Source organism: Shewanella vesiculosa (assembly GCF_009994065.1).
In the GTDB taxonomy this organism is placed as follows: Bacteria; Pseudomonadota; Gammaproteobacteria; order Enterobacterales; family Shewanellaceae; genus Shewanella; species Shewanella vesiculosa.
On the sequence record NZ_JAACSD010000017.1, the window covers coordinates 26,084 to 41,265 of the forward strand.

Annotated in this window: 14 protein-coding genes; 8 read left to right on the forward strand and 6 right to left on the reverse strand. The window is 41.4% G+C overall.

All coding sequences use genetic code 11. The annotated features are described in order from the left end of the window. Position 1 precedes the first annotated feature (1 nt). The 3 genes from pdsS to GW828_RS16470 all read left to right on the forward strand — a co-directional run bounded on the left by pdsS (position 2) and on the right by GW828_RS16470 (position 4,018). Positions 2–2,173, forward strand: a complete 2,172-nt coding sequence (pdsS, locus tag GW828_RS16460; protein WP_273059717.1) for a proteobacterial dedicated sortase system histidine kinase — start codon at positions 2–4, stop codon at positions 2,171–2,173. Between the two features lie 162 nt (positions 2,174–2,335). Further along, on the forward strand, positions 2,336–3,526 hold the full coding sequence (locus GW828_RS16465) for a cystathionine beta-lyase (protein WP_273059718.1): 1,191 nt from the start codon (positions 2,336–2,338) through the stop codon (positions 3,524–3,526). Positions 3,527–3,592: 66 nt separating this feature from the next. Beyond that, positions 3,593–4,018, forward strand: coding sequence for a hypothetical protein (locus GW828_RS16470; protein ID WP_124018427.1), 426 nt, complete (start codon positions 3,593–3,595; stop codon positions 4,016–4,018). A gap of 164 nt (positions 4,019–4,182) precedes the next feature. Here GW828_RS16470 and GW828_RS16475 read toward each other — a convergent pair whose 3' ends face one another. Together GW828_RS16475 and GW828_RS16480 are read right to left on the reverse strand one after the other, a co-directional pair. Then, on the reverse strand, positions 4,183–5,043 hold the full coding sequence (locus GW828_RS16475) for a hypothetical protein (protein WP_273059720.1): 861 nt from the start codon (positions 5,041–5,043) through the stop codon (positions 4,183–4,185). 416 nt (positions 5,044–5,459) lie between these two features. Further along, positions 5,460–5,813, reverse strand: coding sequence for a hypothetical protein (locus GW828_RS16480; protein WP_273059721.1), 354 nt, complete (start codon positions 5,811–5,813; stop codon positions 5,460–5,462). 881 nt (positions 5,814–6,694) lie between these two features. Here GW828_RS16480 and GW828_RS16485 point away from each other — a divergent pair. The 3 genes from GW828_RS16485 (at position 6,695) to GW828_RS16495 (ending at position 10,354) form a co-directional block, all read left to right on the forward strand. Beyond that, the gene (locus GW828_RS16485) at positions 6,695–7,120 is read left to right on the forward strand and encodes an Hsp20/alpha crystallin family protein (RefSeq protein WP_220492620.1); all 426 of its coding nucleotides are present in this window, start codon (positions 6,695–6,697) and stop codon (positions 7,118–7,120) included. 561 nt (positions 7,121–7,681) lie between these two features. Continuing rightward, positions 7,682–8,428: an HAD-IIA family hydrolase gene (locus GW828_RS16490; protein WP_182698777.1), complete on the forward strand. Its 747-nt coding sequence runs from the start codon at positions 7,682–7,684 to the stop codon at positions 8,426–8,428. A gap of 267 nt (positions 8,429–8,695) precedes the next feature. Next, positions 8,696–10,354, forward strand: coding sequence for a M28 family metallopeptidase (locus GW828_RS16495; RefSeq protein WP_273059724.1), 1,659 nt, complete (start codon positions 8,696–8,698; stop codon positions 10,352–10,354). A 137-nt stretch (positions 10,355–10,491) separates the two neighbouring features. Here GW828_RS16495 and GW828_RS16500 read toward each other — a convergent pair whose 3' ends face one another. Then, positions 10,492–10,887 carry an ACT domain-containing protein gene (locus GW828_RS16500; protein ID WP_273059726.1) on the reverse strand — a complete coding sequence of 132 codons (396 nt, stop codon included), beginning with the start codon at positions 10,885–10,887 and terminating at the stop codon, positions 10,492–10,494. Positions 10,888–11,425: 538 nt separating this feature from the next. On the opposite strand from GW828_RS16500, the gene asnB reads away from it, so the two are divergent. Beyond that, positions 11,426–13,090, forward strand: a complete 1,665-nt coding sequence (asnB, locus tag GW828_RS16505) for an asparagine synthase B (protein WP_182698780.1) — start codon at positions 11,426–11,428, stop codon at positions 13,088–13,090. Between the two features lie 110 nt (positions 13,091–13,200). Further along, entirely contained in the window at positions 13,201–13,719 is a 519-nt protein-coding gene (locus tag GW828_RS16510) for a GNAT family N-acetyltransferase (RefSeq protein WP_124016019.1), read from the forward strand. Between the two features lie 41 nt (positions 13,720–13,760). On the opposite strand, the gene GW828_RS16515 is transcribed toward GW828_RS16510, so the two are convergent. The 3 genes from GW828_RS16515 to GW828_RS16525 form a co-directional block, all read right to left on the reverse strand. After that, positions 13,761–13,973 (reverse strand): DUF1289 domain-containing protein, encoded by a 213-nt coding sequence (locus GW828_RS16515; RefSeq protein ID WP_124016260.1) that lies wholly within the window; start codon positions 13,971–13,973, stop codon positions 13,761–13,763. After that, complete coding sequence (locus GW828_RS16520; protein WP_273059729.1) at positions 13,948–14,298, reverse strand: VOC family protein; 351 nt, start codon at positions 14,296–14,298, stop codon at positions 13,948–13,950. Before GW828_RS16520 ends, GW828_RS16515 begins: the two co-directional genes overlap by 26 nt. Positions 14,299–14,427: 129 nt before the next feature. Continuing rightward, on the reverse strand, positions 14,428–15,129 hold the full coding sequence (locus tag GW828_RS16525; RefSeq protein ID WP_124016021.1) for a DUF445 domain-containing protein: 702 nt from the start codon (positions 15,127–15,129) through the stop codon (positions 14,428–14,430). Between the last annotated feature and the right edge of the window lie 53 nt (positions 15,130–15,182).

The following is a 15,182-nucleotide window of genomic DNA, read 5'->3' on the forward strand; positions in this document are numbered from 1 at the left end:
GATGAATTTACCTATAGGACTGCGCGCCAAAGTTGTCATTTTGTCACTGTTTTTGCTCTGCCTACCTTGGCTTGGGTATGAATATGTGTGGGAAATGGAAAAGTACTTGCGCTATGGCCAAGAAAAAACGTTGGAAGGTACCACTCAGGCACTTGCCACCGCCTTACATGAGCGACCTAAATTATTTGACAACCAAGCCAGCTTTTTAAACCAAGTTGAAGAAGGTCGCGACTTATACGCATACCCGTTAGCGGGCCCAATCCAACTTGATGGCAAACTCACAGATTGGGACTTATACCAACACCGCACCTTAAACTACTCTGATGAACATGTGCTTTATCAACGTAATAAATCTGAGCCAATTGACATCAGCTTTAACCATATGGTGGGTAAATACGGCGGTTACCTGTATGGATTTTTTAATGTCACTGATCAAAATGTCGTTTTTCGTAGCCGTAAAAGTTTGCGCATCGACAGAAACGATCACTTAGTCATGGCCACTCAATCGCCCGATGGTCAGTTCAGGCGTTATATTATTGCCAACACTCAAAGTGGCTGGTTAAGTGCATTTGAATTACCCGCTGATCCCAGCCAATCTATGCCCGTCAGTCCAGAAGTGCGTATTCAAGGACAATGGCTCAAGACAGAGCAAGGTTACAATATTGAATTCAGGCTGCCACTGGAAATGGTCGGCAGTAAATTAGGTTTTGCGATTCATAATGTCAACGATGCCAAAACTCGGCAATTAGTGAATATCATCGGCACATCAGCCACCGATTCCGTCGCCAGTTTAGGCACGGTACTCGTGCCCTCACCTGAAATTGAAAGCATTATTAAAGGCATGAGCCATAACAGCTCACGCATTTGGGTGGTCGATAATCATGGCCGAGTACTGGCTAAATCCGGCGATATTCGTTCATCATCCAATACGTGGGCGGATGACCTAGACGTCAATCAAGCAGACTCGTTTTGGCAGCACGTCAAGCAGCAATATATATTGCCGCTGTACTACAAAATATTAACCCGTCCACCGCAAGACTTTATCGATTCGTTGCAGGACTCTACCGAACTCACCGGCAGCCACATTGAAAAAGCATTAAGCGGTAAGCAAGGCTCAACATGGCGCCTCACCCCAGATAATAAAGCGGTGGTACTGGCCGCGGCCAGCCCAATATGGATTGACGATAAAGTCATGGGCGTAGTAATAGCAGAGGAAACTACTCACGGTATTCGCAGCCTTCGTAACCGCGCATTAGAAAAGCTGTTTAACGTTATCTTGACCATTATGAGCATGGGCACCTTAGCCTTGTTTATCTTTGCTTCCAGTATTTCAAGTCGCATCCGTCGTCTGCGTGATCAGGCTGAACTCGCCATAGACAGCCAAGGCCGGGTAAGGCAGCAAATTGTCGCTTCAAAAAATCGTGATGAAATCGGTGACTTGTCTCGCAGCTTTTCGAGTATTGTCAGTCGTTTAGGTCAGTACACACATTATTTGGAAAATATGTCATCGCGCTTGTCGCATGAACTGCGCACCCCAGTTGCCGTGGTTCGCAGCTCGCTTGAACATTTGGGTTTACAACAACTTGATGACCAATCGCAAAAATATGTTAATCGCGCTCAAGAAGGCGTCAGTCGCTTGCATCTTATTTTAAATAACCTAAGCGAAGCTACCCGCTTAGAAGCCAGTTTAACCCAAGCAGAAAGCTGCCACTTTTCATTAAAGAAGGTCATCAGTGGTTGCATGCAAGGCTATCAAATCACCTATCCAGATCAAGTATTTACCGTGCATATTGAAGATAAAACCCTGTTTTGCGACGGTGTTCCGGAATATATTGCTCAATTAATGGATAAACTGATCAACAACGCAATTGAGTTTCATGAGCCCGCCAGCGCGATTACTGTCAGCCTGACTCAATACAATAAACAGGCGATATTGAAAGTCAGTAATATTGGTCCTTTATTGCCTAAAGACATGAATAGCCAAATTTTTGAATCCATGGTGTCAATTAGGCCGCAAGATATAAACGGCAAGCCACATCTAGGTTTAGGCTTGTATATTGCTCGTTTGGTCACCGACTTCCATCATGGCACGATTAAAGCTAGCAACATGATAGAAAATGGTATTGAAGGCGTCGAAATATGCCTGACGTTACCCTTAAGTGATGAAAAATAGTCAACCACAGCATTTAAGCGCTTTTATTTACGTTTGTAGGTGCTAGGATAATCAACTTTGGTATATCACTCACCGTAGCGCATTTATCCATGTCATTGATATTTTCTAATAAAAATTAGCAAAGCATAAACCGTGGACTCTACACATAATGGAAGTAACAACATGAGCAAAGACGATAAACTCGCCACCCAGATTGTTAGCGTTGGCCGCGAAAAAAAATTCACCAAAGGCATTATCAATCCACCCGTATTTAGAGCCTCTACAGTGGTGTTCGACACCATGGACGAGATGCGTTTTGCGATTAAAAACAAAACCAACGGTGAAATGTTTTATGGTCGTCGAGGCACCCCAACTCATTTTGCATTTCAACAAGCCATATGCGAACTTGAAGGCGGCGCGGGTACTGCATTATACCCTTCGGGTGCTGGCGCGATCAGCAGCGCTTTGTTGGCATTTTTAAAAAGTGGCGACCACTTGTTAATGGTCGACACCGCCTATGAACCGACACGCGACTTATGCAATAAAATGCTCGCGGGTTTTGGTATCGAAACCACTTATTACGACCCCATGATTGGCGATGGCATTCGTGAGTTAATTCGTCCAAACACCAAGGTGTTATTTTTGGAATCACCAGGTTCTATCACCATGGAAGTGCAGGATGTTCCAACGCTCAGTCGTATCGCCCACGAACATAACGTTATTGTGATGCTGGATAATACTTGGGCCTCACCAATTAATTCTCGCCCATTTGATATGGGTGTCGACATCTCAATTCAAGCAGCCACCAAATACATTGTCGGCCATTCTGATGTGATGATGGGCACTGCTACTGCCAATGAACAGCATTGGGAGCAACTGCGCGAAAACAGTTACTTAATGGGCCAAACCACCTCGCCTGATGACGTGTATTTAGCCGCGCGAGGCTTACGTACCTTAGGGGTGCGAATGGCACAACATAATAAAAATGCCTTAAAAGTGGCTAATTGGTTGGCGACTCGTGCAGAAGTCGATCATGTGCGTCACCCAGCGTTCGATACTTGCCCTGGCCACGAATTCTTTAAACGCGACTTTAGCAGCGGTAATGGCTTATTCTCGTTTGTGCTTAAGCAAGGCGACTTAGCATCGGTGACGGCTTTTGTTGAAAATATGGACCATTTTAAAATGGGCTTTTCATGGGGCGGTTTCGAAAGCTTAATTTTAGGTGTCTTTGGTATTAACAATATCCGCACGGCTACCCAATGGGACAACAGCAAGCCATTAATACGCTTACACATTGGACTTGAAGATGCCGACGATTTAATTGCCGATCTTGATGCGGCATTTAGCCGATATAATGCAATACTACAAAAATAGCCTCTACTCGTGGCTGTAACGCTTTGCAAAAAACGTTTACGGAATGTTCAAACTACAGGGATATAAATGAATATAATCAAATTAGTCATACTCAGCCTGTGCATTAGCATTGGCTATTATGCATTAACTATCGTGGCAATTGGCCAGTCTGCTGCCGGCAACTTATTGTGGTGGTTTAATAGCAGTGAATATCCAATGCTGGCGCACCTTGCACAGAACTTTGTTGGTATCGGCATAGCAGCGTTAATTCCTGCGTTTATAATCAGAAGTTACGAGCCTGCAAGACAATGGATTGCCATTACCATTATGATTTTAGCTGCCATGTTATTGCACGGTAATATGCATTACATGCCATGGGATCCGATGGGCATCGTCAGGTTTGTAAACAACACCTTGTTTTACGGTGATATCGGTGCAAAAGTGCTGTTTTTCTATATCTTGCTGCTACCTATTCTGTGGTTGATGCTGCTTAAACGTATGGCACGTGTCTAGCCCAAAGTAAGCATACAAAATAGCAGCCCAGTTAACTGTTAGGATTAACAAAGCCCTGAGTCATAATCGACCCAGGGCTTGTTAATACTTATAAGCCTTAGTGCAATGTCTACCAACACTGTAACTCACAACCACACTAGCATTCGCAAACCATAATGAGGTTATTAATCCTCTAGTACTGAAATGAAAATTCGGTCTGCATTCCACAGTTCTATTATTTTGCGAGTCTTCTTGGCGTTCCAAAAACATTTTCCAAACAGAATAATCCCCGCACCTTCTAACTGACGCCCTTCTGATACCTTAAAACGTTCTAATAATATCGACTTATATTTAGCGATAGGAATGCCAATATCATTACAATCAGATGGGTTTAACCAATCAAGCGCTTTATCTAGGTGTGAAATCGTCCCCCAATACATTTTAGGCTTTGCCTCTTTGGCATTAGCACTGGGCTCAGCCTCGGCAAAGTTAACAAATAAATTCTTCGCTTTGAATTGATAGCCAGTATCAAGCTCAATCAAGGTATTCGACTGGGCTAAGTCGCTACCACGCATTAGGCTATTGAGAATTTTCTCCAGCCCCAATACTTTGACCTTGGGTTGTTGATTGTTGCCAGCGGGTTTGCGGCTGGCATTATCGATTTTTGGGGCGCGGCTTGAGATTAGGTTTGCTCCAGAGGCGACAGTTTTCACCTCTAAAATGGGCTTTTTGGTGTTTAATAACCTGAAATCAATACTGATAATATTCGTATCTGCAATGAATTGATTCACTTCAACGGCATGTCGAGTCTCTCGGTCTCGCTGAGTTGAAGGATGGCCTTCGTCACATCCTGCAATATGGTATCTAGAGCCAAAACAGGCCGCTTTACCGTCTGAGCTTGTCTTACGATAATACGCCTTCCCTTTGCACTCAGGGCATTCTAAAAATTGCCTGAATTGTTCAATCTCTGATTCAGGTAACACCTGAAATTTCAAAATTGAGAAAGTGTGCCTTTCACCACCATAAGTACAAACCGCATCAATCATTTGCTATCCACATCTTTTATAAAAATGCCCTTTACAATGAGCGATAAAGGAACCTTAAAACCCTACCGAACAATAACAAGTTATTAATAAAAAGACTATTTTGCAATAGCCACTATGGTTATTAGCAGATATTAAAAAGTTGAATTTAACATACTAGAAGCCGCTCAACTATTAGGCCGTTAGTTGGTTACGATTAGGTCAGCACGACTCACCAGCAACTGACGATATGATTTGATCACTGTCTAAATCGTTTTTAGACATTTCCGAGTTGGAACATTAATTTTAATTCGTGAGTTTCAGGTTAAATTTTCTATGTGTAACGCCGCGTTAAGCGGACTAAAATTGTTGGTTGTAATGTGGAGAGAAGTGAAACCTAACCAACTGTTTTAGTTCAGTTTTAAACACCTTGTTATAAGCTAAACGGCGGCGGTAATCCACTCATTGCAGTCTTTAATATCATTCTCACCAAACAGCTTTACATTAATAGATGCAAACTCAGTAGAAATATTTTCAATAACACCACTTACATTATCATTACTACAAATAGCTAACTTACCTGTATCCATAACTTTTGCAAACAATGAAATAGAGTCCCAGTGAGCATAAGGTGAATTTGAAACTATTATAATATTTGGTGTAAAACCATAAACAGCGACACCTTGGCTCACTGTCTTCTTGAACTTATTTATGTCAGTACCAGATAATTTACATTCACTATCTAATACAATCTTATAGAGATATGGACTTGCCGAGTGCTTAATCTGATGCATATATTCCTGAACTTATAACAGCTTATTGAACGGCTCGCCCGATAAAGTCGGCTGTTCAAGTCATTGATTAATAACATCCTACATTTTTTATCTTATTGATGTAAAAAGATAAGTTATTATTGAACCATAAAAACAAATCGAAGAGATAGAATGAACTAGTGTAGATGCGACTGAGGGTATCGAAAACAGGGACGTTTTCGTTAAGCGGCCATGGATGGCGTAAAGCGTCCCGAAGCAGTATCTGCACATACGTCCACTGCAGGTGATTGACTGCATTAAAGGTACAAGCTTCAAACCCATTTAACCAATACCCACTCAGCTAAACACGACTCAACCAAACATAAAAAATGCCAAACCTTCATTCGAAGGCCAGCAACGTTGAGCAAAAACAAGTTTGCCTGTTTAACTTGAGAATATATAAATTCAACTATGAACTTGAAGATATTGGAGACTTTTTAATGAATACGATGGAGTGTAGCCAGTGAGAAATGATAAGAAAACCCAAGGCTACACACAATTTTCAGTCATTTCATAAAACCATAACATACCAAGTAACTCACGTTGAGGATTACCCGAGTAGCTTACTATGGAGCTGAAATATGCAAGCAACTAACTTGGAAATGAATAGATATACCTGAGTGTTCTAAGCCATATCATTCTAATAATTTAAAGTATGTTCTAAACCTATAACTAAAAATAATTAACATAATAAACAACAGCATAGATTAACATCACATTTTGAGCAGATATTTGATCTGCATCATGTTGCGTACATTATTTAACCGTTATGATTATTCTGCAATATATAAGATTTCGTCATGTTGATTGTTGGCCTAAATCAACGTGATGAACAGTTCCCCCTCTAAAAGGAGATTTTTATTATGAACTTAATTCCTAGAAACTCTCTATTTAATATGACTGATATTTTTGACAACTTCTATTCCCCTATGTTTGAAAGCACAAAGGACTTGGATTTTTTTAGTCCAAGAGTGGACATCAATGATAAAGCTGATCACTATGAAATTAATGCTGATTTACCGGGTGTAGAAAAAAAGGATCTTCATGTCACACTTGATGGTGATTTACTCACCATTGAAGCGACTACAGCTGAAGAGAATGAAGAAAAAGAAGATGGACGTGTGATCAGAAAAGAACGTCGCTCTGGTAAGTATGTGCGCAGTTTTACCCTTAATTGCAGGCCAAATGAAGCAGATATAAAAGCCTCTTTTAAAAATGGAGTGCTTAATCTTCAAGTGCCAAAAGAGAATGTCAAAGCTGTTGAAAGCAAAAAAATACCCATCTTATAATCTATCAAGTATGAAATTTAAGATTATGTAGTGGTCAAAATCTTTTGACCACTACAAGGGGAGGTACTAACTTCATTTGAAGTCATCATTTGCATTTCTAGATTAACAAAGTTGTAGTCGTTTTCTTGCAACGGGAGAGCAACTTGAAGCGGGCTCACTTTCGTACCAAACACTCGTCTTTATCTACATCATTACCATGCAAAATTTGATTTCTCCAGCCTACATCACTATCGACGATCTTCACAAATATCGTTCCCAATGGGAGCGATTCAAGTGGCTGAGCTAATTCTTTTAAACAAAGTTAAGAAGACACAGTCGCTGGTTTCCTTTTGCTCTGGTTTGAGTGAAAATCACTATGTTCGTGGTCGCAGACCATATCCATCAACAGCTAGCCGAGTGTGTAACAAAAAGCCTAATCCCTCCCTATCCGATAATCTATTCCCCTGCTCACAACACAGTAAATCAATCACCAAACAGGTACTTTTTGTATTTAATCGTTGTTTTCTTAATTGAATTAGCATTAGATGTAAGCAGGTTGTATTTGAAGGAAGAAATGACTGAATGAAAAATATTATTTGCGATATTGATGGTGTGTTACTGCACGACAACAAGCTAATTCCTGGAAGCGACAAGTTTATTCATCGCGTACTTGAACAAGGCAATCCGCTAGTTATTCTCACTAATTATCCCGTTCAAACGGGTAAAGACTTACAAAACCGACTTGGCGCGGCAGGTATTAATGTACCAGAAACCTGTTTTTATACCTCAGCGATGGCCACGGCCGACTTTCTAAAACACCAAAATGGCAGTAAAGCCTATGTGATCGGTGAAGGTGCGCTGACCCATGAGTTGTATAATGCAGGTTTCACTATTACCGATATTAACCCAGACTTTGTCATAGTCGGTGAAACTCGCTCGTACAACTGGGACATGATCCATAAAGCATCGCGTTTTGTTGCTGGCGGTGCCCGCTTTATTGCCACTAATCCAGACACCCACGGCCCAGCATTTAGCCCTGCTTGTGGCGCCTTGTGTGCAGCCATTGAGCGTATTACAGGTAAAATGCCATTTTATGTGGGTAAACCTAGCTCGTGGATTATCCGCTCTGCGTTAAATCATATTCAGGGACACTCTGAAAACACTGTCATTATTGGCGACAATATGCGCACCGATATTTTAGCAGGCTTCCAAGCGGGTCTAGAAACCATTTTGGTTACCAGTGGTGTAAGCCAAATGAGTGATATTGATAAAGAACCTTTCAGACCAAATCATGTGTTTGCATGTGCTGGTGATATTGATATCGTTTAGTGACAATTGATTTATAAGATTGCGTCTGACATGTCTAAGCATATGTTTAATGACAAGAAGCCTATCGGCCTCATCACTAATCTATGCGACTTAGCACGAGAAATTTTTGCTCCAACCCAATAAGATCAATTAGTTAATAAGCTGACTTGCTGTCATCACAATTTACATTAGGTAACATATTTCCAAGCCAGTGACCTTGTTTTCAAGCACTGGCTTGGCTCATTATGCTTGTCTGAAATAAAACTAAAAATAATAACAGGACATAGCATGAAACGATTGTTTCCTTTTTGCGCCATTGCCTTACTAACAGCATGTAACAGTGAAGATGTTAAACACGCTTCGACTGAGCAAGTCAGCGCAACCCAAACCGCTGCTGTTATCTTCGATGAACAACGCTTTAGAACGGATATCGAAACATTATCCTCTGATAAATTTGAAGGCCGTGCTCCCACAACTCAAGGCGAAAAACTGACCCTAGAGTATCTATCTGCAGCTTTCACCCAAATGGGCCTAAAAGGCGCTTACAAAGGCAGTTTTCTGCAACCTGTGCCTATGGTGAGTTATACCGCCAGCGAAAAACAGCAGGTTAATTTAGCAGGTATTAAGATGCAATATCGTCAGGATATTGTGCTTAGCAGTCGTCACAATAACCACCAAGTGAGCATTAAAGATGCGCCATTGGTGTTTGTTGGTTACGGTATTAATGCGCCTGAATATGGCTGGAATGATTACCAAGACCTCGACATGAAAGGCAAAATCGCCATCATTTTGGTCAATGACCCTGGTTTTGCACATCCTGAAGGGGCCAAGTTTAATGGTAAAGCGATGACTTACTATGGCCGTTGGAGTTATAAGTTTGAAGAAGCCAGTCGCCAAGGTGCATTAGGCGCAATCATTATCCATGAAACTGAGCCGGCCTCTTACCCTTGGTCGGTTGTCGAAAATAGCTGGACCGGTCCACAACAAGATCTAGTATTAAGCCAGGCGGAGCAAGATCAACGCATTCAAGTTGAAGGTTGGCTAACCTTAGACAGCGCAACAGCATTATTTGACAAAGCAGGCCTGTCGTTAACCTCGTTAATGGATCGTGCGGCCAACAGTTCACTTAATGTCGATTTAGCTCAAACAGCTAGCATTGAATTTGCTAATAAAGCGGAGTTCGCCGACAGTTATAATGTGGTTGCTACCTTACCTGGCACCACTCAAACCGATGAACAGATTTTATTCACCGCTCACTGGGATCACCTAGGTAAAGATGACACCAAAGACGGTGACCAAATTTACAATGGTGCATTAGATAACGCTTCCGGTACTGCAGGTATTTTAGAAATTGCCCGCCAATTTGCCCAGCGCGCCAAACAAGGTCAAGGCTTAGCCCGCTCATTAACCTTTATTGCCACTACTGGTGAAGAACAAGGCTTATTAGGCTCACGCTACTATGCGGCCAACCCGATTTATCCTATTGATAAAACGGTGGCAGTATTTAATCTCGACAGCACCAATGTTTACGGCAAAACCAAAGATTATACTATTGTCGGTAAAGGCCAGTCAGAATTAGAAAACTATTTAGATCGCGCCGTTGCTAAACAACATCGCATTAGCCAAGGCGAACTTAACCCTGCATCAGGTGGTTTTTTCCGTTCAGACCACTTCAGTTTTGCCAAGTTAGGTGTCCCTGCCGTGTTTGCCGGAGGAGGAAATGATCCCCTTGATGATGCAACGGCACAATACAAAGCGTCAATGATGGTGAAAATGAAAGGCTGTTACCATAACGTGTGTGATTATTATCACCCTGAATGGGATTTATCCGGTGCGTTACAAGATTTAGGTGTGTATTACCAAGCTGCAGCTGAATTAGCCAATAACCAAGATTGGCCAGGATACTTTGCAGCTTCTGAATTTAATCAGTTACGCCCAGCAGATTAAGCCTATAACCCCAGTTCCTTCCCCCCCAAGGATTAGCCCATCATCTATTTGATGGGCTTTTTTATGCTGGTTTTTATGATGATTCTTATTTTGTTATTAACCTACTTAAAACAAAGGTCATCAATCAGATAAAAGCCCTAAACAGCAAACTCATTTAATGCCTCAATAGCTAAAGCGGCCTTTTCTGTTTGCACAAAAATATGGTCGTGATAGTAGGCCGCAATCACGTTAGCACTAATGCCCTTTTCTGAGAGTTTATGAGCTACCGCTGCCGTTAACCCAACGGCATCAAGACTAGAGTGCACCTTTAAGGTAATACCCTTAAACACTGATTCAAATGCTAAGCCACCAGCAATAGCAGCCGCTTTGGTTAGCACTAAAGTCAACCCTTCCGTTTCACGAAACGTTGCCAGCGGCGATAAAGTTTGATAATCACCATATTGGCCCTGTACCGAACAAAAAACGTATTCATCTGCTAATAATATCGGCGACATTGATGCCAGTAACTTAGCTAAATCTGTTTCACCAACCACGGTATTCTCCTCAAAAACCATCACTCAACTTACGTTAACGACAAAACATTCAAACGAATGCCATACTCATCTATTCAGCTGTTTAGCACTTAATCTTGTGTCGCTCAGCTTAGTCTTATTAGACACTGATATTGATCTGAATGATAACCATAAAGGCTCAATCTAGAGGGGTTATATAGATCATAAAATATCCTTAGCGGCGCTTTTACCGATAAAATTAAGCAACATAAAGGACAACTTAGACCGTTATTGCACAAATAAACAGCAAGCGCACTAGCTTAGTGCAATAATCGTGTTTAGTGGTATTTGATTGTGAAATCTTAAAAAAAATAGCCACAATAGCCAATAAAATAAACATACATCAACAAAAAAGCATTTTTAATAAATATTTATCAATTAAAAAGATATTTTAAAGAGATAAAATCACTAAAATAGACATTTTTATGACGTTATCTTAAAAAACAAGCTTGGCAGTTAACGAAAATGCTGGCAGAGTAGGAACCAGATAAAGATTAGCCAACGCTGCTGGAGCCGTATTATGTGTTCAATATTTTCGATTTTAGACATCAAAACTGATGCAAGCCAACTGCGCCAAGTGGCGTTAGAAATGTCAAAACTACTGCGTCACCGAGGTCCAGATTGGTCTGGTGTGTATGCTGATGACCAAGCTATTTTAGCTCATGAACGTTTATCAATTGTTGACGTTGACCACGGAGCACAACCACTTATCAGTTTTGATGGCAACTTAGTGTTAGCCGTAAACGGTGAAATTTATAACCACAAGCAGTTAAAAGCACAGCTAGGTGAAAAATACCAATATAAAACCAACTCAGATTGCGAAGTGATCTTGTCACTTTACCAAGAATACGGTTGTGATTTTTTAGATAAACTTAACGGCATCTTTGCATTTGTACTGTATGACAAAGCCAAAGGCACTTACTTAATCGGTCGTGACCATATGGGAATTATCCCGCTCTATACCGGTCATGATGCGTCGGGTAACTTCTATGTTGCCTCAGAAATGAAAGCATTAATGCCAGTGTGTAAAACAGTTGCTGAGTTCTACCCTGGCCAATACTTATATTCTGCCGATGATAAGCCAACACAGTATTATCAGCGTGATTGGCGTGATTTTGATGCGGTTAAAGATAACCCAGCCAGTATTGAAGAATTACGTGAAGCATTAGAAGCTGCAGTAAAACGCCAGTTAATGTCTGATGTACCTTATGGTGTATTACTCTCTGGTGGCTTAGATTCATCAGTGATTTCTGCTATTACACAAACATATGCAAAGCACCGTATTGAAAACGACGGCGAAACCGGCGCATGGTGGCCACAACTGCATTCATTTGCTGTTGGGTTAGCCGAGTCTCCAGACTTAGTTGCGGCGCAAAAAGTGGCAGATGCGATTGGCACTATTCACCACCCTATTGTGTATACCTTCCAAGAAGGTCTAGATGCAATTAAAGAAGTGATTTACCATTTGGAAACATACGACGTCACCACCATTCGTGCGGCAACACCAATGTATTTAATGGCACGAAAAATTAAAGCCATGGGCATTAAAATGGTGTTATCTGGCGAAGGAGCTGACGAGTTATTTGGTGGTTACTTGTATTTCCATAAAGCGCCTAACGCTCAGGCATTTCATGAAGAATTAGTGCGAAAGCTTGATAAACTGCACTTATTTGATTGCTTGCGAGCCAACAAAGCCATGGCAGCATGGGGACTTGAAGCTCGGGTGCCTTTCTTAGATAAAGAGTTTATCGACGTTGCAATGCGCATCAACCCAGAAGCCAAAATGTCCAAAGATGGTCGCATCGAAAAGCATATTTTACGTCAGGCATTTGAGCACAAGTTGCCAAAGGAAGTGGTATGGCGTCAAAAAGAGCAGTTCAGTGATGGCGTTGGCTACTCTTGGATTGACGGCTTAAAGGCACACGCTGCGGCAAACGTGGATGACGTACAATTTGCCAACGCAAAATTCCGTTTCCCATACAACACGCCAGAATCGAAAGAAGCCTATTTCTACCGCAGCTTCTTTGAAGAGTTTTTCCCATTAACCACCGCAGCTGAAACCGTGCCTGGTGGAAAAACAGTTGCATGTTCAACACCAGAAGCGCTGTTATGGGATGCGAGCTTACAAGGCATTAACGACCCATCTGGTCGTGCGGTTAAAAACGTTCACGCTAGCGCGTATTAACCTTTAACCACACAAAAACACCACCCAATCAGGGTGGTGTTTTTTTTTAGCACTATCTTGTAATATTGAACCTTACTCTATGAAGATAATAAAAAATAATAAGGCTTTGTATGACAGACATCAGTATTTTTAATCTTGAAATGACCGACCGCAGCCAATTGAAGCCTAAGCATGATGCCAACGGGTTAACCGTGGTTGAAGTACAAATAAAACAATATCAATTCAACCGTTTTCTGTATCAGTTTGTCGGTGCTGGATGGGAATGGACAGATAGACTACCTTGGACCAATAGCCAATGGCAGGCATATAGCGAAGCGGATAATTTACACTCGTTTGTGGCGTATAAAGATGGCGCACCCGCGGGATATTTTGAGCTGCAGCAACAAGATGAGGCTAATGTAGAGATTGTGTATTTTGGCTTAGGAGAGCGCTTTATTGGTAAAGGATTTGGCGGCTATTTATTGACCCAAGCAATTGAAAAAGCATGGGCATTACCCAATACTCGCAGAGTGTGGGTACACACTTGCACCTTAGATCACCCTAGTGCATTGCAAAACTATCAAGCACGTGGATTTAGCCTGTTTAGAACCGACACTGAACCAAGAACCAATCAAATAACTGCAGACTGAGTCAACCCAATGAGTAAAGCACTGACTCAACACTAACTCAGCTAACGTTTTTTACCTGCATTAGCGCGTTGTTGTAATGTAGCAAGTAAGGCACTTTTTTGCTGATCGTTCATCGCATGCCAGGCTAAAATTTCATCGAGAGTACGATGGCAGCCTAAGCAGACATCCTGTTCATCTAAACAACATTGCCTCACACACGGTGAGGCAATGTTGTTATTGCTGTTATTTTTATTCTGACCAGACGCCATATTCATTGCCATTAATGTCAGTGAAATGAAACCGTCTACCACCAGGAAAACTGAATATCGCTTTGGTTATCTGTCCACCAGACTGAATAATTTTAGCTTCTGTAGCCGATAAATCTTGGCTATAAATAACGATTAACGGGCTGCCCTTTGCCAAGGTAAATTGACTATCAGCTTGATAAAAGCCACCGTCAATACCGACTCGTAAAAAACAGCTGTATTGCGGTCCATAATCTTGAAACTGCCAAGCAAACACCTCAGTAAAAAAGGCTTTAGTGGCAATAATGTCTTTCACAGGTATTTCTAAATAATTGATACTATGATGCTGACTCATGCTCACCTCTGTTATTGCACTTTTTAATTTAGTTCAGTCGCTTAGCACCAATTAACCTGTAGCGTCCATATAGAAGGATGGCTTAATCGTACTGGTCACTCTGCTAATGAAACAATGCGTGGTTTGATACTATTGTTGTAGCAATGCCGCTACGGCACCAATAATGCCACCAAATACACCGCCCCATACCACTAACCAACCTAAATGGGTTTTAATCATATCTTGAATGATTTGTTTGACTAATTCTGGCGTAAGCTCATTTAAACGCTGATCAACGATATTGGCCACTTTCGCCTGCATATCGGCGATAACATCCGGTTTTTCAAGCTCATTAACTAAAATTGCATTGAACTCTTCACTTTGGGCCAGTTCCACTAAAGACAGCTTCATTTTTTCAATGAATGGTTCTTTTAACGGAATTAACGCCTCGGTGCCACCAAACATGGCTAACATACCACCAAACGATGACTTTTCAATTGTCGACACCAATGCATCAAATGATGGCGCTAAATCAATTTTTTCAATCACAGGGGTTAAATCGATACTGCTAGCACTGCTGGTTGTCAAAAAGCGATCAATATTCTCTTGAGTAAAAAATTGCTTCATCATGAGATGTTTAATGCCCGCTTTAAACTCTTCAAATCGTGACGGAACCACGCCAGAGCCATACAATCCAGGGACTTTTTCAAACAACATGTGGATAGCTAACCAGTTTGTTATCGCGCCCGACAATGCAAATAAACCTATTGTCATCACAATGTGTTGCTGTAACACATACCCGACCACCATAAGAATGGCGGCAATAAGGTTGGTTAATACGCTCTTATTCAATCTCTTTTCCTTAACGTAGATGATGATTAATAAATAAAAAACCTGCGCTATTT